The sequence below is a fragment of the Aeromonas dhakensis genome (assembly GCF_002285935.1).
Lineage (GTDB): Bacteria > Pseudomonadota > Gammaproteobacteria > Enterobacterales > Aeromonadaceae > Aeromonas > Aeromonas dhakensis.
In genome coordinates, this window is sequence record NZ_CP023141.1 from 610,297 (window position 1) to 629,371 (window position 19,075).

A 19,075-nucleotide genomic window follows, 5' to 3' on the forward strand; every position below is an offset into this window, starting at 1 on the left:
AAGCTGCTGGATTTATGTGAGCCACACCCGATTATTCACGTCGGCTGAGGCCACGACTGCACTGTTGCAGCATGTCGATGCCATCCCAGTGCCATTCGAATGCGAGCGCTTGTCCCGGCGCCACCACCCGGTCAATCCGGCAGGCAGCGGTAGTCGACAGCGCCGCTTCGACCCCGGCCCTGTCACCGCCAACCCAGACGCAGGTCTGCATGTCCCAGGGCTGCGCCAGCAGCTCATTCAGGGTATCGGCCACAAATTCGGCAACTGTACCTCCTCCGACGTGTGCGAGCCGCAGCCCGCTCGCCGGAGTCAATAAGGTGACGCCGGGCAAGCTGGTCACCTTCATTGCCCCCTGCTCGGCGGCATTTTGTTGACTGTGGATGAGTCGTTCCATCGCCAGGGCGGGATCGGCGGCAAAGGGGGCAAACAGGGCTTCCAGCAGGCGGCGGCGCAGCCCCTCGTCGGGCTCGCCCAGCCAGCAGAGAGTGGTCGGCGAGGCGCAGGCCTGCTGGTTGAAACGGGTGCAGTCCTGCTGCAAGGCATCCAGTGTCCGTTGCCACTCTTGCGGATCCAGCCCGGCCAGCCAGCGGCTGTCGAGCACCGCCATCGAGCGGCGATCCGGAAACACCACTTCCTGCGCCGTTGGTGCCAGGGGAATGGCCCGCACCTGGCGAATGGTCTCGTCGCCGCCCCAGATGATGCGCAGCCGGCAGCGAGCCGACAGCCAGGTTGTGATGCCCTCGTCGTGGTCATAGCGAATAAAGCGGGTGCGGGCGGCGATCGCTTGCCATTCACCGAGGCTGAACAGTTCGTTGAGGATCGCCAGCATGGCCTCCTGCTGCGGATCGCGGCGTGACGACAGCCGCACCACGCAGGGGTTGCCCATCAACAGGGCCATCAACCAGGAGTAGAAAGCCACCGTCGGCACGTTGGAGGGCACCAGGTGAAAGGTGACCCCCAGCGGCCCCCGTCCCTGCAAACGCAGCTGTTCTCTGGCCAGCTGCCGGGGCCGCAGCCAGAAACCGAATGCGGCCAGATCGGGGTGACGACGCCCCTCTTGTTGCAGGCGGGCCGACAGCGCCGCCACGAAATCGCAGATGACGGGGGCAAAGCAGGGCAGCGGTTGCGGGCAGAAGGTTGGCCAGCCCGTCGTCGGGGCCACGAAGCTGACCGCAGGCCCCTCCTGCCAGAGTCCGGTGGTCGCCCCGGACAGGGTCATTGGAAGGTGTCGCTGCATCCCCTCACCTCGGCGCCGTGCTGGCGTCCCGTTACGTGAAAATAACGGCCATGGCGGCCACAAGGGCAGTCATCCTCCCCCAGCAGCACGCCGAGATCCTCGCTCAGCAGGCTGTGGCCAGGATAACTGCCGGGAATGGCGGAGAGCACCTGCAGCAGGCCGGGTCTGCCAATCCCGAGCGGCTGATGGGTGAGCGGATCGCGCACCTGTACATCGGCAAACACGGGAGCATGCAGGTGTCCCTGCTCGCACTCGACGAAGATGGAGCCCACCTGCTCCACCATGCCGTAGAAGTTGTGCACCCGGCCCAGCCCCAGCTGGTCACGGCAGCGGGCCTTGAAGGCGGAATTGTCCACCGCCAGGTGCTGCAGCTTCTTCCAGCCACCGCTGTGAAACAAAATGCCCTGCGTCAGCGGCAATTGCAGGCCGCGCTCGCGCAGCGGCTCCAGCAGGCATTGCCAGACCATGAAGGTGAAGCCGAACAACAGCACCGGCTGGCCGGCATATTTGTCACAAAAAGCCTCTATCACCGGCCAATTGGGCCGCATCTGCTCGTCGAGGGCATAGGTGTGGTCACGACCGAGGAAGGAGAGCCCCAGCGCGCCCGCGCCCCGCGCCGAAAAGCCGCTGCGGTTCTGGATGAGGGCGGGCTGCTCCACCAGCAGCATGGGCAGGCGCTGCTTGCCAACAAACTCCTGCAGGATCTTCACCAGCACCTTGCTCTGCAGGGCTGCGGTCTCCCTGTCCAGCACGATCCGTGATGGCGAGCCCGTGGTGCCCGACGAGGTGAGCACCTTGAACACTTCGCTCTGCGGCACGCTCTGCCACTGGGCCAGTTTGAACAGCCGGGCTGCCAGGTAGGGCAGCGCATCGTAGTCGGTCGCCGCGGCCGTCCAGCCGAAGGCTTGCAGCACATTGTCATAGGCCGTGCAGTGGGCCTGATGGTGCGCAGTCAACGCGTTGAGCCGCGCCAGCAGCAGCGCCTGTTTGGCGGCCTGGGGCAGGGCGAAGACCGGCGCGCTCAGCAACTGCTCCATCACGCCTCCCCCGCCAGTCTGGCCAGGGCGGCGTAGTCAATCTTGTGATTGGCGGTGCGCGGCAGTTGTGTCACCTGTACCACCTGCACCGCCCGCGGCGGGGCTTGCAGCCACTGCGCCAGCTCGCGCTGCAAGCCGTCGATCGTCAAGTCATCGCGGGGCTCGACAGCCACCAGCAGGAAGTCGTCACGCCCGCCGCAGGCCCCCGTCCAGCCCCAGCGATGGAGCTGGCTCTCGACCTCCGCCAGGCTGACCCGCTTGCCGAACAGCTTGAGAAAACGGCTGAGCCGGCCGCAGATGTAGTAGCGGCCCGCCTCGTCACAGCGGGCCAGATCGCCGGTAGCCAGCTCCTGCAGCTGGGCGCCCAGCGTCAGATCTGCGGCCGCACCGGCGTAACCCAGCATGACGTTGTCGCCGCGATAGACCAGCTCCCCCTCCCCGGGCTTGCCCCCCTCCAGCGCGCGCAAGGCGAACTGGCCGCCGGGAATGGCGCGACCGATGGCATCGGGATGGGCGGCCACCTCGGGCGCCGCCAGCCAGGCCATGCGGGCGGTGGCCTCGGTCTGGCCGTACATGACGAAGAAGCGCCGATCCAGCCGCAGGGCCTGCTCGGCAAACTGCTGCGCCAGCGCGGGTTCTAAACGCCCGCCCGCCTGGGTCAGGGTCTGCAACGAGGGGTAGCGGGCCCAGTCAAAGCGCAGCCGGGCCAGCATCTGATAGGTAAAGGGCACCCCAGCAAAGCTGCTCACCTCGTGCAGATCGACCTGCTGCCAGAAGTCACGCTCCAACACGCTCCCTTCGTGCTGCACCAGGGAGGCGCCCACCAGCAGATGGCTGTTGAGCACCGACAGGCCATAGGAGTAGTACAGCGGCAGGCTGGTGATGGCCCGCTCGGCCGCGGTCAGCGCCAGATAATCGGCGATGGAGGCGGCGTTGGCCGCCAGATTGCGCCCCGACAACCGCACCCACTTGGCGCTGCCGGTGCTACCCGAGGTCGGCAGCATTACCGCCAGCGCCGGGTGCAGGGCGGGCGTCGCCGCGGCGAACCGCTCCAGCTGGCCGACATCATTGACCCACCAGCTCACGCCAAACTGCCGGCAACTGGCATCGTGCTGACTCGCAGGGAGGGCCGGATCTGCCAACATCACGACATGCCCCAGCTTGAGCGCCGCCAGATAGTGCAACAGGTGGGTGGTGCGGGTGAAAAAGGGCAGATAGACCAGGCTGCGCTCGTCCGGATAGCTGGCCGCCAGCCGCGCCACCCGCCGTGCCAGCTCGCCGTAGGAGAGCCAGCCCTCTTGCGGGTCGCGCCAGGCCGGTGACGGGTTGTCTTCCCGCAGGTGGGCGAGCAGTGCGTGCGCGTGATCCATCAGACCGTCATGCCTCCATCCACACCGATAACCTGACCGGTCACATAGCTTGCCAGGTCGGAAGCGAGGAACAGCGCCACCTTGGCCACTTCGTCCGGCGTGCCGATGCGCCCCATGGCGATACTGGCGAGTCGCTCGGCAAACTTGTCGTCCGGGATGGCGTGGGCCATCTCGGTATCGATGAAACCCGGAGCGATGGCATTGACCCGGATCTGGCTGGCGGCCAGCTCCTTGGCCAGCGACTGGGTGATGCCGATCACCGCCGCCTTGCTGCCGGCATAGCTGCAAAGCCCGGCGGCACCGACCCGCCCCATCAGGGAGGCCAGATTGATGATGCTGCCGCCACCGCTGCGCTGCATCAGGCGGGCGGCATACTGGCTGCAATAGACCACGCTGAAGGTGTTGTGACTGAAGGTCTGCTCCAGCTGGGCCTGGTTGACCATGCCAAGCAGCCCCTCTTCCAGCATGCCGGCATTATTGACCAGTACGTCCAACTGGCGCGTTTGGGCAAACAGCTGCTGAAAGGCCTGCTTGACTGCCTGCGGCTGTGCCACGTCGACACAGAGCGAGTGACAAGGCACGCCGAACTCGGCGCCGAGCTCATCAGCCAGCCGGCTCATGGCCGCCTCGTCGCGTCCCGCCAGCCACAGCTCGGCCCCCTGCGCGGCAAACAACCGGGCAATGGCGAGCCCGATGCCGCGCCCGGCACCGGTGATCAACACCCGCTTGCCTTGCAGCAGCCCCTGCATCAGAGGGCGACCCCGTATTTGGCGAGGATCTCCCGCGCCTTGGCGACCGAGCTCATGTCGATGATGTCATCGGTATCGAGCAGCACGCCGTAGCAATCCTCCAACTGGGCGATCAGCCCCATGTGGGCGACGGAGTCCCACTGGGGAATGCTGTTGTAAGCCAGCTGGTCGCTGACACTGCCGACGTCGATGCCGAGGGCATCGGCAAAAACCTGTTCCAACGCTGTAGTCATCTGAAAAATCTCCGTAGCCGTTCTCGGGCGGCATAATAATCGGCGGGCTGCAGTTCGAGGGCGATGAAGTCGCCCTGTTGCCCCTGTTGGCGATAGCCGAGCTGTGCGTTGAGGCGCAGGGCGGCGTCGTTGCCGGTGCGCACCAGGGTGCGGATGCAGCCGAGCCCGAAGGTATCGAAGCCCTGATCGAGCTGTGACAGGGCGGCGGCGACGGCCAGCATGGGGTGGCGCACGCTGGAGCGGCCCAAATAGAGGCCTGCATCGGCCACCGGCTGCCCATGCAGCGATTGTCGCATCTCCCCTTTCAGGTTGACGTAGCCGGCCCGCAGGCCACGGCACCAGAGCACCCAGTGCTGCTGGTCAGGCCGTTCCAAGCTGCTGACGAACCACTGCCGTTGCTGGCGGGGGGAGATGAGCGTCTGCTCCACCATCTGCAACCGCACCTCGTCCAGGTTGCGCCAGCGTCGCAGGGTGGGCAGATCCCAGGGCTGGAGCGGGCGCAATTCGACACCATAACTCATGTTCAATACCAACGACGTCCCATCACTTTCCCATGTTATCGACCATCACCGGGCAATTCCGTAGCAAAGCTCAATAATATAAGATGAAAACTCGGTATAATCTCAAAAATAATCAACGAGTTGTCATCAATTATCCGGCTCGGCGACCACGTCGGGCTCCTCAGGGAGAGAGCATCATGGCCATCGCCATCATCCCGGCACGGGGCGGCAGCAAGCGCATTCCCCGCAAGAACATCCGCCCCTTCTGCGGCCTGCCCATGATTGCCTACGCCATCGGGGCAGCCAGAGACTCGGGCTGTTTCAGTCGGGTGGTGGTCTCCACCGATGACCCTGAGATCGCCGAGGTGGCCCGTCGCCTCGGGGCCGAGGTGCCCTTCCTGCGGGGCGCCGCGCTGGCCGATGACCATACCGGCACCACTCCTGTGGTGATCGACACCATCCAGCGGCTCGACCAGCTCGGCATCCAGGCAGAACACTACTGCTGCATCTATGCCACCGTGCCGCTGATCCAGGCCGCCGACCTGCGCGCCGCCCACCACCGCCTGCTCGCCAGCAAGGCCCCCTTCGTCTACACGGTGGCCGAATTCGGCTTCCCGATCCAGCGGGCGGTGCGCATGGACGCACAAGGCAGGGTCACACCGTTCTGGCCGGAGCAGATGGCGAAACGCTCCCAGGATCTGGAGCCCGCCTATCAGGATGCCGGCCAGTTCTACTGGGGCAGCCGCGCGGCCTGGCTGGGAGGGATCAGCCCGGTGGGGGGAGAAGGGATCGGCCACATACTGCCAAGGCTCAGGGTCGTCGACATCGACACGCCGGAAGATTGGCACCTGGCCGAACTGCTCTATCAAGTGCTGGCCCAAGATGACGCTTAAGGTTGCCTTCCGGCTCGACGCCGGCGCCGAGATCGGCTTGGGCCACCTGATGCGCTGCCTGGCCATCGCCGATCGGCTGCACGCCGCCGGGACCGAGTGCCACTTCCTCTGCCACAATCTGCCGGCGCACCTGCTGGCGTTGCTGCGGCCCCATCACCATCATCCCCTGAGCGCGCTGGATGACGCCGGCCCGCTGCCCGGCTTGCAGCCCGATTGGCTGGTATTCGATCACTACCAGATTGACCAGCGGCTCGAAACCCAGCTGGCCGCCCACTGCGGCCGCGTGCTGGTGATCGATGATCTGGCCGACCGACCGCACCACTGCCAGCTGCTGCTGGATCAGGGGCCCTTGCGCCGCGCCGCCGATTACCAACCCCTCACCCCCGCCGATTGCCGGCTGCTGCTGGGCACCGACTATGCCCTGCTGCGCCCCGCCTATCGCCAGCTGGCGCAGCAACACGCCAGTCAGTGGCGACTGGGGCTTGTCTGCTTTGGCGGCGCCGACCCGGCCGGCGCCTGCCTCATCACCCTCAACAGCCTGGCCCGACTACCCTGGGCCCGCACCATCCAGTGGACCCTGGTGGCGGGCGGGGCCAATCCCTTCTGGCCCGAGCTGGAACAGAGAGTGGCCGAGCTGGCCGACCTCGACCTGGTGCTGCTGCGCCAGAGCGACCAGATGGCCGACCTGATGAGCCGGCACGACTTCGCCATCGGCGCCGCCGGCGGCATGACCTGGGAGCGGGCCTGTCTCGGCCTGCCGACCCTGGCGGTGCCCATCGTCGACAACCAGCAGTTCAACGACCAGGTGATCGCCCGCTTCCAACTGGCCGAGCGGCTGACCCTGAGCGAGCTGGCCGAGCCTGAGCGGCTGCTGCAGGCCCTGCAACGGCTTGAACAACAGTCAGACGACTACCGCCGCCGCGGCCAGCAGCAGGTGGACGGGCTGGGGCTGGATCGGCTCACCGCCCGGTTGCTGCAACAACCGGATTATCAGCTGTTACCAGATGGCCAACAGTGGCAACTACGCCATGATGGCAAACTGCTGCTCACCCTGACCCTGAACGGCCAGCGGCTGACATGGCAGGCCACTCAGCCACTTCAGCCCACGGCGTGGCAAGAGCTGGCATATCGCTTGCAGACAATTTTCTCCCAATTTCCCCTCTATCTTGCCGAGCCACCGCAGATAGCGCCCCCTGCCCCCTGGCAGCCGGCGCCGCAAGGCTGGCAACTTGGCACAGGAGTCTGAACACAGATGCAGATCGCCCATCAATCCATCGGCCCGGCGCAGGCTCCCTATGTGATCGCCGAGCTGTCGGCCAACCACAACGGCAACCTGGATCGCGCACTGGCCATCATGACCGCCGCCAAGGTGGCCGGGGCCAGTGCGGTCAAGCTGCAGACCTACCGGCCCGACACCATCACCCTCAACAGTGACAGGCCCGAGTTCCAGATCCACGGTGGCCTCTGGGATGGTCACAACCTGTACGACCTTTACGAGTGGGCGCACACCCCCTGGGAGTGGCACCAAGCGCTGTTTGCCAAGGGACGCGAGCTGGGCCTGACGGTCTTCAGCAGTCCGTTCGACTTCAGCGCGGTGGATCTGCTGGAATCCCTCGACTGCCCGGCCTACAAGATAGCCTCCTTCGAGCTGGTGGACCTGCCCCTCATCCGCTACGCCGCCCAGACCGGCAAGCCGCTCATCATGTCCACCGGCATGGCGAACGAGGCCGAGATCGCCGCCGCGGTCGAGATGGCACTCAAGCACGGCAACGGCCAGCTGGCCCTGCTGCACTGCGTCAGCGGCTATCCGGCGCCGGCAGCCGAATACAACCTGCGTACCATCCCCATGTTGCGCCAGCGCTTCGGGGTCGAGGTGGGGCTCTCCGATCACACCCTGGGGTCGGCCACGGCCATCGCCGCCACCGCGCTCGGGGCCACCCTCATCGAGAAGCACTTCACCCTGGCCCGCGCCGACGGCGGGCCGGATTGCGCCTTCTCCATGGAGCCGGCCGAACTCACCGAGCTGGTGGCCTCGGTCAAAACCGCCCATGCCGCCCTCGGGGTGGCCGATTACCAGCTCACCGCCAGTGAACAGGGCAACCGCGCGTTTCGCCGCTCCCTCTATCTGGTCAAGGAGATGGCAGCCGGCGAGGTGCTCACCGCAGAACATATCAAGTCGGTGCGCCCCGCCCTCGGCCTGCCCCCGGCCGATTACGATCGGCTCATCGGCAAGCGGGTCAACCGCAGCCTGAGTGCCAATCAACCGCTGAGCTGGGAGTGGATAGACAACGATGAGTGATGATCTGTTCAACCAGCACGGCAGGCTCATCAGCCAGCGCTGGCCCGCCCTCTGGCCCCGCCTGCTGGCACAGGATGCGGAAAGCCTGCCGGCCGAGCTGACCGAGGGGCTCGGCTCCACCCTCAGCCTACACGGTATCCAGCTCACCAGCCGGCACGACCGGGTGAAAGAAGCTGAACTGCAGGCCGCCAGCCTACCCGAGCAGCCAGTGCTGCACCTATACGGCACCGGGCTTGGCGATCTGCCGCGCGCCCTGCTGGGGCGCAGCAGCCTCAAGCGGCTGGAAGTGAAGATCATGAATGGCGCCCTGTTTGCCCTGGTGCTGCGGCTGCTGGACCAGCAGGACTGGCTGACGGATCCCAGGATCGAGCTGATGATGGCCGGCGACGAAGGGGAGGTGCGGCTGCCCTTCTTCGCCCTGCCGCCCGAGCTGCTGCTGGTGGAAGATGCCGCCGCCCGCATCCGCGACCGGCTGGTGAGTGAAATAGACTTGCCGTTCGCCCGGGCCAGGTTCGACGCCGAGCACCCCGACGTCACTAGGCGGCTGGCCGAAAACCGCGATCTGCTGGCCGGCGACGGCGATGTGGCCTCCCTGTTCGGTCTGGCTCAGGGCAAGCAGGCCCTGATCGTGGCGAGCGGCCCGACCCTGCAGCACAACCTGACCACCCTGCAGGCCCAGTTGCAGCGCCGTCGGCAAGATTTCCTGCTGATCAGCGTCGATACCGCGCTGGCGTTTTTGCTTGGCCACGGCATCCGACCCGACATCGTCGTCACCATAGATGACGCCATCGACGGCAACCGGCTACCCGCCGCCCAGTCGGCCCAGACCACCCTGGTCTATTACCCCACGGTACCCACGGCGGCCCTGCTGGCCTGGCAGGGGCCGCGCAAGACCGCCTACTCCCGCAGCCCCATGTATCAGCAGCTGCGGCAGACGCTCCCCAAGGGCGTGCTGCACTCGGGCGGCAGCGTCATTCATCCCGCCGTGGATCTCGCCGTGCAGATGGGTTGCCACCAGGTCATCCTGCTGGGCACCGACTTCGCTTTTCCCGGCGAGCTCACCCACTCGGGCTGGGCCGACGGCGCCCTCGGCCCCAGCGCCGCGCTGGCGCTCAGCTGGACCCTCGACGGCCATGGCCGGCGGGTCAAGACCAATCCGAACTTTTCCGCCTACCGCACCGAGCTCGAGCGCTACATAGCGCGCCACCCCGAGGTGCAGTTCTGGAACTGCAGCAGGGAGGGGGCGGAGATCGCCGGCTGCCGCTATCACCCGGAGTACGTGCAATGAAAAACGGCCAGATCACCCGCCTCACCGCCCTGGCGCACCAGTTTCGACTGGGGCAGTCGGTCGCCGCGAGTCAGGCATTGCCGGAGCTGCTGCAAGAGGTGCTCACCGAACAGGGCAACCTGCCGCCCGGACTGGTAGCCGCCCTGCTGCAGTGCCAGGAGCGCCAGGACTGGCTGGGACTGGCCGACTACCTCGAATATGAAGTGGTGCACTGCCTGTCGGCACCGGCCGGCGACCCCCCCACAGGAGACCATTGATGATCAAGGCCATGTCCAACGCTTCCGAGCAGGAGCTGTCACGCCGCCAGACCTTCAGCGAGTTGCTGCACGCCAGCCCGCTGCCCGCGGCCGAGCTGCAGAACAACCTGGGCCTCTACCTCAAGCGCCAGTCGCTCTCCCGCATCCTGTTCATGCACGAGCTGTATCAGAAGATCGTGCCGGTCCACGGCGTCATCATGGATTTCGGCACCCGCTGGGGTCAGAACCTGGCGCTCTTCTCCTCGTTTCGAGGCATGTATGAACCCTACAACTACAACCGCAAACTGGTGGGGTTCGATACCTTCAGCGGCTTCCCTTCCCACGCTCCGCAAGATGGCAGCGACGCCGCCATCCAGCCCGGCGCCTACGGGGTGACGCCGGGCTATGAGCAGCATCTGGCCCAACTGCTCGCCGCCCATGAGGCGGAAAGCCCGCTGGACCATATCGTCAAGCATGAGCTGGTAAAGGGGGATGTGACCGAGACGCTGCCGGCCTATCTGGCTCGTCAGCCGGAGACCATGGTTGCACTGGCCTATTTTGACTTTGATCTCTACGAGCCGACCCGCCGCTGCCTCGAGCTCATCAAGCCGCACCTGACCAAGGGATCTGTGCTGGCATTCGATGAGCTCAACTGGCCCGCCTTTCCGGGGGAGACCCTGGCCCTCAAGGAGGTGCTGGGGCTGGATCGCTACGCCATCCGTCGCACCCCGCACAACCCGGGCCCGGCCTATCTGGTGATCGAGTAGTCCGGTTGCGGGCTGAGGCGACGCAGCAGCCCGGCATCCAGCAACATCCGCGCCAGCGGCTCCACCCGCCAGAACGGCGCCCCTATGGTCTCGGCGATCTCGAACAGGGTCAGCTTGCCGTCGCTGTAGGCCAGCAGATTCATCATCTCCCGCACCCGCCAGCCCGAATAGCGGGTCGACAAGTCCGGGTAGAGCCCCCGCTTGCCGAGCTGGGGCTCGCCCAGCACGGTGACCTCGCAGCGCTCGTCCCGCTCCAGACACTCGATGGCCCGGCGCAGCGCCAGGAATCCCCCCGCCAGACCGGCCGGCGTCACCAGCGAGAGGTCATCGAGCGAGGTGTGGTACTCGGCATAACAGCCGTATCGACTGCGCATCACCGAGGTGACCGGTAGATCGATGCCGGGCGCGCACAGCTGCCGCTCGTTGGAGCCCCGCTCCAGGAAGCTGTACGCCTTGTAGCCCGGCGCCAGATGGCCGAGCACATGCCGACCGATGCGGTCCGCCAGCGTGTTGCCCTGGCGGGAGGGGAGGAAGGAGTAACTGCGATCATCGCCAAGGCAGGTCAGGTTGAAGCCGGCCAGGGTACGCTGCTTGAGCTGATCCAGGTGGCGGGAGAGATAGACGATGGCCCCCAGGGTTTCAGGCACCAGCATCAGCCGGTAGCTGTAGCGACGTGTGGGCAGTGACGCCAGCCAGGCCATCAGGAAGACGCCGACGCAGGGGCCGGAGAGCTCGTTGTTGGCCATGGAGGGGTGACAGGTGTAGCTCGACAGCAGGATCTCCTGCTCGCTCTCCCCCGGCAGCACCCAGTCGCCATAGGTGAGCGAGCCCGGTGCCAGGGTGGCATCGATCACCACCTGATATTCCCCCTCCGGCAGCGCCTGACGCAGCCGATGGGGCAGACAGAAGCCCCAGCGGCGCTTGTAGTAGGAGGTCACATAGGGAATGGCGTCCGGCTGCTCGGGCAGAGAGTGAAGGTGGGGCTGCAGCTCGGCCAGCGAGAGGGTGCAGCGCACCGGCTCCGAGTAGCCGACCAGATGCAGGTTGTGATCCTGGAAGTCCACCACCCTGCGTCCATCCGGCCCCACTATGTAGGCCTCCCGCACGTTCCACTCGTCAGGCACGGTCCAGTCGAAGCACTCGGTGCCGCTGGCCACTTCATGGATCTGCAGCTCGGGCAGGCAGTGCTCGCGCCACAGGGCCAGCGACTGCCGAACCCCGTCCCCGGTCAGGCTGCGATTGAGCGGAAACAGCAGGGTGAGCAGCCGATGCAGTTGCTCACCGATCTGTGCCTGGTCGTCCCAGTCGGTGGGCAGATAGCTGCTCTTGGGTGAAAAACTCATGGGGTGGGTGCCTCGATCAATTCGACAATGTGGCCAAGGGGGCTCAGGAAAAACTGGACGTGGGCGCCGCCAAACGCGATGGCCGGCTGGCTGGGCCCGAGGGGCAGGTGGCGCTGCGCGCGCAGCCGTTCGGCGATCTCCTGCAGGTTGCTCACCCGATAGGCAAGGTGGTTGATGACGTTGCGCCGGGTCTTGAGCACCTGGGCGACCGGGCTCTCCTCGCCGGCCGGGGCGACCAGCTCGTAGCAGAGGCCATGGTCGTCGTGCACGAACTGCACCCAGACCCGTTGCAGCGGATCTTCCACCGCCGCCGAGAAGCGGCTCAGCCCCAGCACGTCGCGACAATAGGCCACACCGCTCGCCAGGTCCGGCACCACCAGTCCGATGTGATCAAACTGCATGGGACTCTCCTCCCGCCCGGATCAGGGCGTATGGGGCCGCCGCCAGCAACTCGCCGGCAGCCAGGATGAAGTCGCGGCACGACACCGCCCAGACCGGCACCCGCTGGCACAGCGTCTGGCGCCAGGCGCCTCGCTCCTGCAGCAAAGCTACCAACCGGGAGAGGTCGATTTCGCTGGCCAGCGACAGGTCGCGCACATAGTAATCCGCCTGCCACTCCCGCACCTGGCCGTCGACGCGCACCCGGCCCGCAAACCCCTTGTGATAGCGATAAGAGACGGCCAGCCGCTGCTCCACGTAGTGGGTGAAGGTGATGCGGTCGGGGTGGCAACCCAGCCCCAGCAGCCAGCCGTCCTGCTCCGCCAGCCAGCCGAACGGGCTCTCCTGACCGAAACAGTCGTGACACTCCCGCGCCACCAGCGCTGGCCCCTGCGGGCCGCTGATCGCCATGCTGAAGACGGGATCCCGCGTGCGCACCACCCCTTCACGCTGGCGGAACAGCTCCGTCATCAAGCCCACCTTGCTCGGAGTCTGCGCAGGGTCGAAGCACTCGTCCGCCATCGGGCTGTAACTGAAGGTCGGCACCAGCAGGTGCCCGCCCAGCCACTGTTCGAGGCATGTCCAGAAAGCCGCGATGCCTGCAGCGTTGCCCATGCCGGCAAACTGGGCCACCACCATGGCATCCGAGTGCACCATCAGGGCGCCGCCTCTGGGGATCCCCAGCTCGGTCAGCGCCTGCTCGAGCGCCTGTTTCACACGGCAACCCCTTTGCTCTGCAGGACTTGCTGGATGTCGGCCAGGCTCTTCAACTCGGCCAGCTCCTGCGGCTCGAACCGCACGGCATAGTGCTGCTCGACCAACAACAGCAGGTTGAAGTGACCCAGAGAGTCCCACTCGGGAAAGCTGCCGAGGGCAGATTGTGCGTTGATGCTGGCCTGGGGGAACTGCTGGTGTGCCAGCGCGATAAGGTCATTCATTGGCGTAGAACTCCAAAAACGGGAGAGAAAGAGAGCAGAGATCCAGACTGAGGAACAGCTCGTCCGCCAGCGGCAGCAAGCCCGCTGGAGTGGTTATCGGCCGGGTTGGCAGGCTCGCCAGAAAATCCCGTGCCGGCTGGTTGCGGGTGGTGGCAACCAGGCTGATGACCAGCTCGGTCACGCCTTGCGCCCGCAGATGGTTGGCCAGTTGCGCCAGCAGCCAGTATTCGAAACCGCGCCCCAGCACCCGGCAGCTGATGGCCAGGGTATCCAGCAGCGCCCTGCCCTCGTCGAGCGGGCGCACCACCAGCAGCGCCGTCATGCCGTGATCGGCGAATCTGTCTCGCAGGCCGGCCAGCCAGACGTAGCCCCCCTCGGCGGCCAGCCGGGCCAGCTCCGCCGCCTGATAGCGGCGGCCGGAGAGGTTGAACTGATTGGTCTTCTGGCTGAGCTGTTCGGCTCGCAACTGGTTGCCCGGGGAGAGCGGCTGCCAGTCGGCCTGCAGCGCCAATTGCCGCAGGAAGGCGTGCTCGTCGCCCAGTTGCCGGCGCACCGCCTCGGCCTCGGCCTGGGCCTGATAGGAGTGCTGCCGCAGGCCGTCATCCCGGCTCTGGTGGCGACTGCACAGGGCCGGCAGCGTCAGCAGGACATCCGGCCAGCTCCAGAGATCGGCCGGCGGGGTAATCACCAGCACCTCGGGGCAGTTGGCCCGCACCTCGGCTCGCTCCAGCTCGCTGTCATCCCAGAAGACCAGGCTGTCCAGCCCGACATTGAGGCGGGCTGCCAGCCGCCGCAGCCCCTGGGATTTTGGCTCCCAGCCGATCTCGGCGGCGGCGATCTGCGCCCGTGTCAGCACCATGCCCGGATGCTCGTCAAACAGCCGCCACACATCGTCCGCCAGATTCTTGGAGCAGAGCGCCAGCACTATGCCCTGCCCGTGCCAGTGGCTGGCCGCCTGCTGGAAGGCCTGGTAGAGCCGGCCCATCCCGTCCTGTCCCAGCAGGACGCCACCGACACCGTCTTCGCCGACCACGCCGCTCCACAGGGTATTGTCGCAGTCGAGCACCAGCACCTTGTGGGCGGGTTGCTGCAACCGCTGCAGCAAGGGGAGCATCCACTGCGCCAGGCTGGCCAGACCGGCCATGGAGAAGGGGCAGGACATCAGATAGAGGTTGCGCCGATCGAAGCAGTGCTGGCGGCCATGCTGTTGCAGCCAGAGCGGCAGGTGCAGGTCGTCCAGGCCGGGTTGCTGCAGGCGCAGGCGGGCCATCTGCTGCTCGAACGCACTGGCCAGCGCGGCGAGCACGGCAGGGGCCGGGCCATAGACACAGAGCGGGGCATGGCTGCAGGCCCCCACCAGCAGATGATCCTGCGGGCGGCGCTGCAGATGCTGCAACAGAGGCTGGCAGAGCGCGTCGACGAAGGCGGCGACCGCCAGCTGCTGATCGTCCTGCGCCAGACGGCCCCACTCCTGCAGGGTCCGGGCGGGCACCAGATCTTCCCACAACCAGATGATGATGTGGGTTCCGGCCGCGGCATCGGCGCTCTGGTGCATCAGGGTCTGCAACCACTGGCCATGGGGGGCCACCTGCACTTCGCCGTATTCAGCCAGGGGGCGCCAGGCGAGGTTGCCCGGCATCAAGAACGAACTGCCACTGAGATGAAGCATGGTCATGACCTTCCCCCTGCACTACCGGGACCATCCCGGCGACCGACAAATGGGATGATCGTGTTTGATCTTCATGAAAAACAAAAGCTTTTTTGGCCGTATTCAGTAGTTGATGCTGACGTAGGGCACCTCGTCCACCTGCCACAGCTGCTTGAGGTAGACGGTCAGCACAAAGAAGAAGTTGGCCAGCAAGTTGGCGAAACGATAGAGGATGGGGTCGAAGCGCCCCCCGCTCTCCTCCAGCCGCACCAGCAGCCGCACCACCTTCTTGCTGCCACAGCGGCACAGGTGCAGGGTCGGGATCGGCTGCGGCCCTTGCGGCAGCACGAAACCGGTCACCCGGCCGCGGCTCGCCTCGTTGTAGTGATCGTAACGCCCCTTAAGCCACGCCAGATCCTCCTCGAAGATGCCGAGCCGGCCGCGCACCGAGCCGTTGAGGTTGTAGATAAGCCGCTGCAGCGCCGCGAGATCCGCCTGCATGGGCGCAAGCTCGGCATCCGGCGCCAGGAGTGACAACACGGCGCCCACCTGGCAGCAGAGCTCGTCGGTGGCGATCTCGTAGTCACACTGGAACTGGGTTTCGAAGATGAAGGGGTAGCAAAGCTCGCGCTTGTCTCTGGGCTTTTTCGGGTTCATGGGCTGGCCGGATCGGGAAAAAGGCCAGTTTGCCAGCCCCCGCGGGAGCTGGCAAACGGCCGGTCATGGTCCTTCTCGATCCAAAACGGTTCAAACGCTCTTGCTGCTGGCATCCGTCGCCGGCTGGAACTGGCCGATCATCCGCAGCGCATCCAGCATCCGCTGGTTGAAGCTGGTGAAGCTGCCCACCTGGGCCGGATCGCTCTGGCCACGGGCCGCCAGCACCGCCGGCGTCAGCGCCTGCTGCTGGGATGCCGGCAGCAGGGCATCCGCCTGCTGCTGCACCTGATCCAGCTTGGGCAGGTAGTCGGCCAGCGGCTTGAGCATCTCCTGCAGGGAGTGCGCCCCCTGATAGGTCTGGCTCAGCTTGAGGCTCTGCTTGAGCTTGAGCGAATAGGAGGCCAGCTGGCTGTCATCCAGCTTCAGCTCGCCCGCCTTCTTCAACAGGTCGTCGAAATTGCCGGAGAAGAAGTTGCCGGCCAGATCGTCGATCCCCTTGACCAGCTTGCCGATGGAGTCCATCTCCTCGCTGCTCAGGTTGCCCTCCAGCGAGAAGCTGAAGCTCTGGCTCGACTTGAGGCTGAACTGGCTGCCGCTGTCATCCTTCTGGGACTTGGTCTGCCAGCTGTCGTTGAAACGCAGCACCACCTTGTCGCCATCCTTGGTCTGGATCTCCAGCGAGCCCTGCTGGCGGCTGGCCATCTCGGCCTGCCCCATGTCGGTGGTGGAGACCTTGCCGAAGAACTCCTTCTCGAACTGGTCGAGCCCCTCCTGGATCAGCTTGTAGCTCTGATCCATGCCGGTCTTGATGTCTTCGTTGTCTGCCCAGTCGCCAAGCTGTTTCCTGGCGTCGCCAAAGCCCTTGTCCACCCCCTTGCGGGCCTGCTCCATCATGCCGGTCAGGCTGTCGTCCGACTTGCCGTCGGCCCGGGCAGCCCCCAGCCGGCCGGTGACGAACTGCAGCACGTTGTCGGCCACCGACTGGAAGTCGAACAGGGTATCCGGGGTCACCGCCTCCGGCTGATCCTGTGCCTTGGGCGCCTTGTAGCCCTGGCCGTTGATCTCCAGCGCGAACTGCAGCGCCTGCTGCACCAGCACCTGCGCCCATTTCGGCGCCTTGTGCAACGAGACTTCATCCTCGTTGTTGGTCTGCTTTGCTTCCGCCTGCTGGGGCGATTTGGGAGCAACACCCACTCCCTTGGGTTGGGCCGCGCCCACTCCGTCGATCTGCATAATGTGTCCTCCCACCATGCCTGTAGATCAGCTATCGGCCTGACTGCACACTTCTTGACCACAAAATGCTGGACAATCCGCAGCGGCCTTTTAAAATCGGGCCCCTTTGGGTGGCCGCAGGCTTCCCCCGATTTCGTCCCGGCCAGACCGGTGTGCATGTGAGGTAAATCATGACCCAATCCCAGCAGGTTTCCGCCGACCCGGCGCCCCTTCGAACCCCGGCCGACTACCAGGCCCAGCTCGACGAGAAGCGCGAGCGCCTCTGCGGGTTGTTCGCCGACTTCACCCTGCCTGCGCTGGAAGTGCACGCCTCCCCCGCCGAACACTACCGGATGCGCGCCGAGTTTCGCATCTGGCACGACGGTGACGACCTGTACCACTGCATGTATGCGCCGGCCACCAAGGAGATCATCCGGGTCGACCAGTTCCCCACCGCCAGCCGCCTCATCAACCAGCTGATGCCGGTGCTGCTGGAGGGGCTGCGCCCGCACCCCGTACTGCGCCGCAAGCTGTTCCAGATCGATTACCTCTCCACCCAGTCCGGCCAGATCTGCGTCAGCCTGCTCTACCACCGCAAGCTGGAGAGCGAGTGGCAGCAGGCCGCCGAGGCGCTGCAGGCCGACCTGCGGGCCAAGGGGTTCGAGCTGCAGCTGATTGGCCGCGCCCACAAGCAGAAGATCTGCCTGGGGGAGGAGTTCGTCATCGAACGGTTGACCGTGCAGGGGCGCGAGCTGATCTACAAGCAGGTGGAAAACAGCTTCACCCAGCCCAACGCCGCCATCAACGAACAGATGCTGGGCTGGGCGCTGGACGTGACCAGGGGGAGCGAGGGCGACCTGCTGGAGCTCTACTGCGGCAACGGCAACTTCTCCATCGCCCTGGCGCAGAACTTTAGCAAGGTGCTGGCCACCGAGATCGCCAAGCCGAGCGTGGACTCCGCCCAGTTCAACATCGCCGCCAACGGCGTCGACAACCTGATCATCCTGCGCATGTCGGCCGAGGAGTTCACCATGGCGATGCGCGGCGAGCGGGAGTTCAACCGCCTCAAGGGGGTGGATCTGGGCGCCTACCAGTGCAACACCATCTTCGTCGACCCGCCCCGAGCCGGCCTCGACGACGCCACCGTCAAGCTGGTGCAGGATTACGACAACATTCTCTACATCTCCTGCAACCCCGAGACCCTGCAGGCCAACATGCAGGTGCTCGGCGAAACCCACGAGATCGCCCGCTTCGCCCTGTTCGATCAGTTCCCCTGGACTCACCACATGGAAGCCGGCGTCTATCTCAAGCGCAAGGCGGGTTGATGCCGCCGGGGCAGAGCCCCCGCTCGGCCAGCAAGACAAGAACAGGGCCCGCGGGCCCTGTTTGATTATTTATCCCAGTGCATGGGGCGGCCGGAGCCGCTATGCTGGCGGCACGCGCATCCGCGCCACAGTCTGGGTGTCATGCCACCATGCAACGCATTCTTTTTGTTGAAGATGATCCCGAGATAGGCCAGCTCATCAGCAGCTGGCTGGCCCGCCACGACATGGAAGTGCTGCTGGAGCCGAGGGGCGATCTGGCGCTGGCCAGGGTCGAGGCCGAGCAGCCGGACCTGGTGCTGCTCGACATCATGCTGCCGGGTCAGGATGGTCTCTCCCTGTGCCGGGATCTGCGCCCGCGCTTTGCCGGCCCCATCGTCATGCTCACTTCGCTCGACAGCGACATGAACCAGATCCTCAGCCTGGAGCTGGGGGCCAACGACTACATCCTCAAGACCACGCCGCCTCCCGTGCTGCTGGCCCGGCTGCGGGTCCAGTTCCGCCAGCAGGGGCAACAGGCCCCGCAACCCGTGGTCGCCGGTACGCCGCCCCAGCGCCTGCAGTTCGGCCGGCTGCAGATCGACGGGCCGGGCCGGGACGTGCGCCTCGACGGCGACAGCATTCCGCTCTCTACCGCCGATTTCGATCTCCTGTGGGAGCTGGCCTGCCACGCCGGCCAGATCCTGGGGCGGGAGGCGCTGTTTCGCAGCCTGCGCGGTCGCGACTACGACGGCCAGGATCGCAGCATGGACGTGGCTATCTCCCGCCTGCGCCGCAAGCTGGGGGACGACACCAGCAACCCGACCCGCATCAAGACGGTGCGCCAGAAGGGCTACCTGCTAGTACCCCAGGCTTGGGAATAAGCCCCGCCGAATGACCTTGATGCTCTCTGCTCCCTTCTCCCCTTG

At 65.9% G+C, this 19,075-nt stretch carries 21 protein-coding genes; 8 read left to right on the top strand and 13 right to left on the bottom strand.

Annotated elements, in window-relative coordinates:
* Window positions 1–31: 31 nt before the first annotated feature.
* The 6 genes from CK627_RS03115 to CK627_RS03140 are packed head-to-tail and all read right to left on the bottom strand — an operon-like array spanning window position 32 to window position 5,159.
* Complete coding sequence (locus CK627_RS03115; RefSeq protein ID WP_095591651.1) at window positions 32–1,219, bottom strand: acyl-CoA reductase; 1,188 nt, start codon at window positions 1,217–1,219, stop codon at window positions 32–34.
* Window positions 1,216–2,274, bottom strand: coding sequence for a LuxE/PaaK family acyltransferase (locus CK627_RS03120; protein WP_095591652.1), 1,059 nt, complete (start codon window positions 2,272–2,274; stop codon window positions 1,216–1,218). Before CK627_RS03120 ends, CK627_RS03115 begins: the two co-directional genes overlap by 4 nt.
* On the bottom strand, window positions 2,274–3,644 hold the full coding sequence (locus tag CK627_RS03125) for an AMP-binding protein (protein ID WP_095591653.1): 1,371 nt from the start codon (window positions 3,642–3,644) through the stop codon (window positions 2,274–2,276). The genes CK627_RS03120 and CK627_RS03125 overlap by 1 nt, the downstream gene beginning before the upstream one ends.
* Window positions 3,644–4,393, bottom strand: coding sequence for an SDR family NAD(P)-dependent oxidoreductase (locus tag CK627_RS03130; protein ID WP_095591654.1), 750 nt, complete (start codon window positions 4,391–4,393; stop codon window positions 3,644–3,646). Before CK627_RS03130 ends, CK627_RS03125 begins: the two co-directional genes overlap by 1 nt.
* Window positions 4,393–4,626 carry an acyl carrier protein gene (locus CK627_RS03135; RefSeq protein WP_005306726.1) on the bottom strand — a complete coding sequence of 78 codons (234 nt, stop codon included), beginning with the start codon at window positions 4,624–4,626 and terminating at the stop codon, window positions 4,393–4,395. The genes CK627_RS03130 and CK627_RS03135 overlap by 1 nt, the downstream gene beginning before the upstream one ends.
* Complete coding sequence (locus CK627_RS03140) at window positions 4,623–5,159, bottom strand: GNAT family N-acetyltransferase (protein WP_095591655.1); 537 nt, start codon at window positions 5,157–5,159, stop codon at window positions 4,623–4,625. The genes CK627_RS03135 and CK627_RS03140 overlap by 4 nt, the downstream gene beginning before the upstream one ends.
* Window positions 5,160–5,323: 164 nt before the next feature.
* On the opposite strand from CK627_RS03140, the gene pseF reads away from it, so the two are divergent.
* From pseF to CK627_RS03170, 6 genes are read left to right on the top strand one after another with little or no spacing between them, the layout of a single operon-like run.
* Window positions 5,324–6,019, top strand: coding sequence for a pseudaminic acid cytidylyltransferase (gene pseF, locus CK627_RS03145; RefSeq protein WP_095591656.1), 696 nt, complete (start codon window positions 5,324–5,326; stop codon window positions 6,017–6,019).
* Entirely contained in the window at window positions 6,009–7,265 is a 1,257-nt protein-coding gene (gene pseG / locus CK627_RS03150; RefSeq protein WP_095591657.1) for a UDP-2,4-diacetamido-2,4,6-trideoxy-beta-L-altropyranose hydrolase, read from the top strand. Before pseF ends, pseG begins: the two co-directional genes overlap by 11 nt.
* A 6-nt stretch (window positions 7,266–7,271) precedes the next feature.
* Entirely contained in the window at window positions 7,272–8,318 is a 1,047-nt protein-coding gene (gene pseI, locus CK627_RS03155; RefSeq protein WP_095591658.1) for a pseudaminic acid synthase, read from the top strand.
* Window positions 8,311–9,606 carry a motility associated factor glycosyltransferase family protein gene (locus CK627_RS03160; protein ID WP_095591659.1) on the top strand — a complete coding sequence of 432 codons (1,296 nt, stop codon included), beginning with the start codon at window positions 8,311–8,313 and terminating at the stop codon, window positions 9,604–9,606. The genes pseI and CK627_RS03160 overlap by 8 nt, the downstream gene beginning before the upstream one ends.
* A complete protein-coding gene (locus CK627_RS03165) occupies window positions 9,603–9,863 on the top strand; it encodes a hypothetical protein (RefSeq protein WP_095591660.1) in 261 nt (86 codons plus the stop codon). The genes CK627_RS03160 and CK627_RS03165 overlap by 4 nt, the downstream gene beginning before the upstream one ends.
* Window positions 9,863–10,609 (top strand): crotonobetainyl-CoA--carnitine CoA-transferase, encoded by a 747-nt coding sequence (locus CK627_RS03170; RefSeq protein WP_017779498.1) that lies wholly within the window; start codon window positions 9,863–9,865, stop codon window positions 10,607–10,609. The genes CK627_RS03165 and CK627_RS03170 overlap by 1 nt, the downstream gene beginning before the upstream one ends.
* Here the strand turns inward: CK627_RS03170 and CK627_RS03175 are convergent.
* The 7 genes from CK627_RS03175 to CK627_RS03205 form a co-directional block, all read right to left on the bottom strand.
* Window positions 10,591–11,952, bottom strand: coding sequence for a DUF4910 domain-containing protein (locus CK627_RS03175; protein WP_095591661.1), 1,362 nt, complete (start codon window positions 11,950–11,952; stop codon window positions 10,591–10,593). The two genes, CK627_RS03170 and CK627_RS03175, sit on opposite strands and share 19 nt — an antisense overlap.
* Window positions 11,949–12,353, bottom strand: coding sequence for a VOC family protein (locus tag CK627_RS03180; protein ID WP_095591662.1), 405 nt, complete (start codon window positions 12,351–12,353; stop codon window positions 11,949–11,951). The genes CK627_RS03175 and CK627_RS03180 overlap by 4 nt, the downstream gene beginning before the upstream one ends.
* The gene (locus CK627_RS03185) at window positions 12,343–13,107 is read right to left on the bottom strand and encodes an AAC(3) family N-acetyltransferase (protein WP_095591663.1); all 765 of its coding nucleotides are present in this window, start codon (window positions 13,105–13,107) and stop codon (window positions 12,343–12,345) included. Before CK627_RS03185 ends, CK627_RS03180 begins: the two co-directional genes overlap by 11 nt.
* Window positions 13,104–13,328 (bottom strand): acyl carrier protein, encoded by a 225-nt coding sequence (locus CK627_RS03190; RefSeq protein WP_019840338.1) that lies wholly within the window; start codon window positions 13,326–13,328, stop codon window positions 13,104–13,106. The genes CK627_RS03185 and CK627_RS03190 overlap by 4 nt, the downstream gene beginning before the upstream one ends.
* Window positions 13,321–15,003, bottom strand: coding sequence for an HAD-IIIC family phosphatase (locus CK627_RS03195; protein ID WP_167385254.1), 1,683 nt, complete (start codon window positions 15,001–15,003; stop codon window positions 13,321–13,323). The genes CK627_RS03190 and CK627_RS03195 overlap by 8 nt, the downstream gene beginning before the upstream one ends.
* A gap of 96 nt (window positions 15,004–15,099) precedes the next feature.
* Window positions 15,100–15,633, bottom strand: a complete 534-nt coding sequence (locus tag CK627_RS03200; RefSeq protein WP_095591664.1) for a cobalamin adenosyltransferase family protein — start codon at window positions 15,631–15,633, stop codon at window positions 15,100–15,102.
* Window positions 15,634–15,723: 90 nt separating this feature from the next.
* A complete protein-coding gene (locus CK627_RS03205; RefSeq protein ID WP_095591665.1) occupies window positions 15,724–16,866 on the bottom strand; it encodes a DUF5610 domain-containing protein in 1,143 nt (380 codons plus the stop codon).
* 170 nt (window positions 16,867–17,036) lie between these two features.
* Here CK627_RS03205 and trmA point away from each other — a divergent pair, with 170 nt between their 5' ends.
* Entirely contained in the window at window positions 17,037–18,170 is a 1,134-nt protein-coding gene (gene trmA / locus CK627_RS03210) for a tRNA (uridine(54)-C5)-methyltransferase TrmA (protein WP_095591666.1), read from the top strand.
* 149 nt (window positions 18,171–18,319) lie between these two features.
* Entirely contained in the window at window positions 18,320–19,030 is a 711-nt protein-coding gene (gene rstA, locus CK627_RS03215; protein WP_010635724.1) for a two-component system response regulator RstA, read from the top strand.
* The last annotated feature ends 45 nt before the right edge of the window (window positions 19,031–19,075 follow it).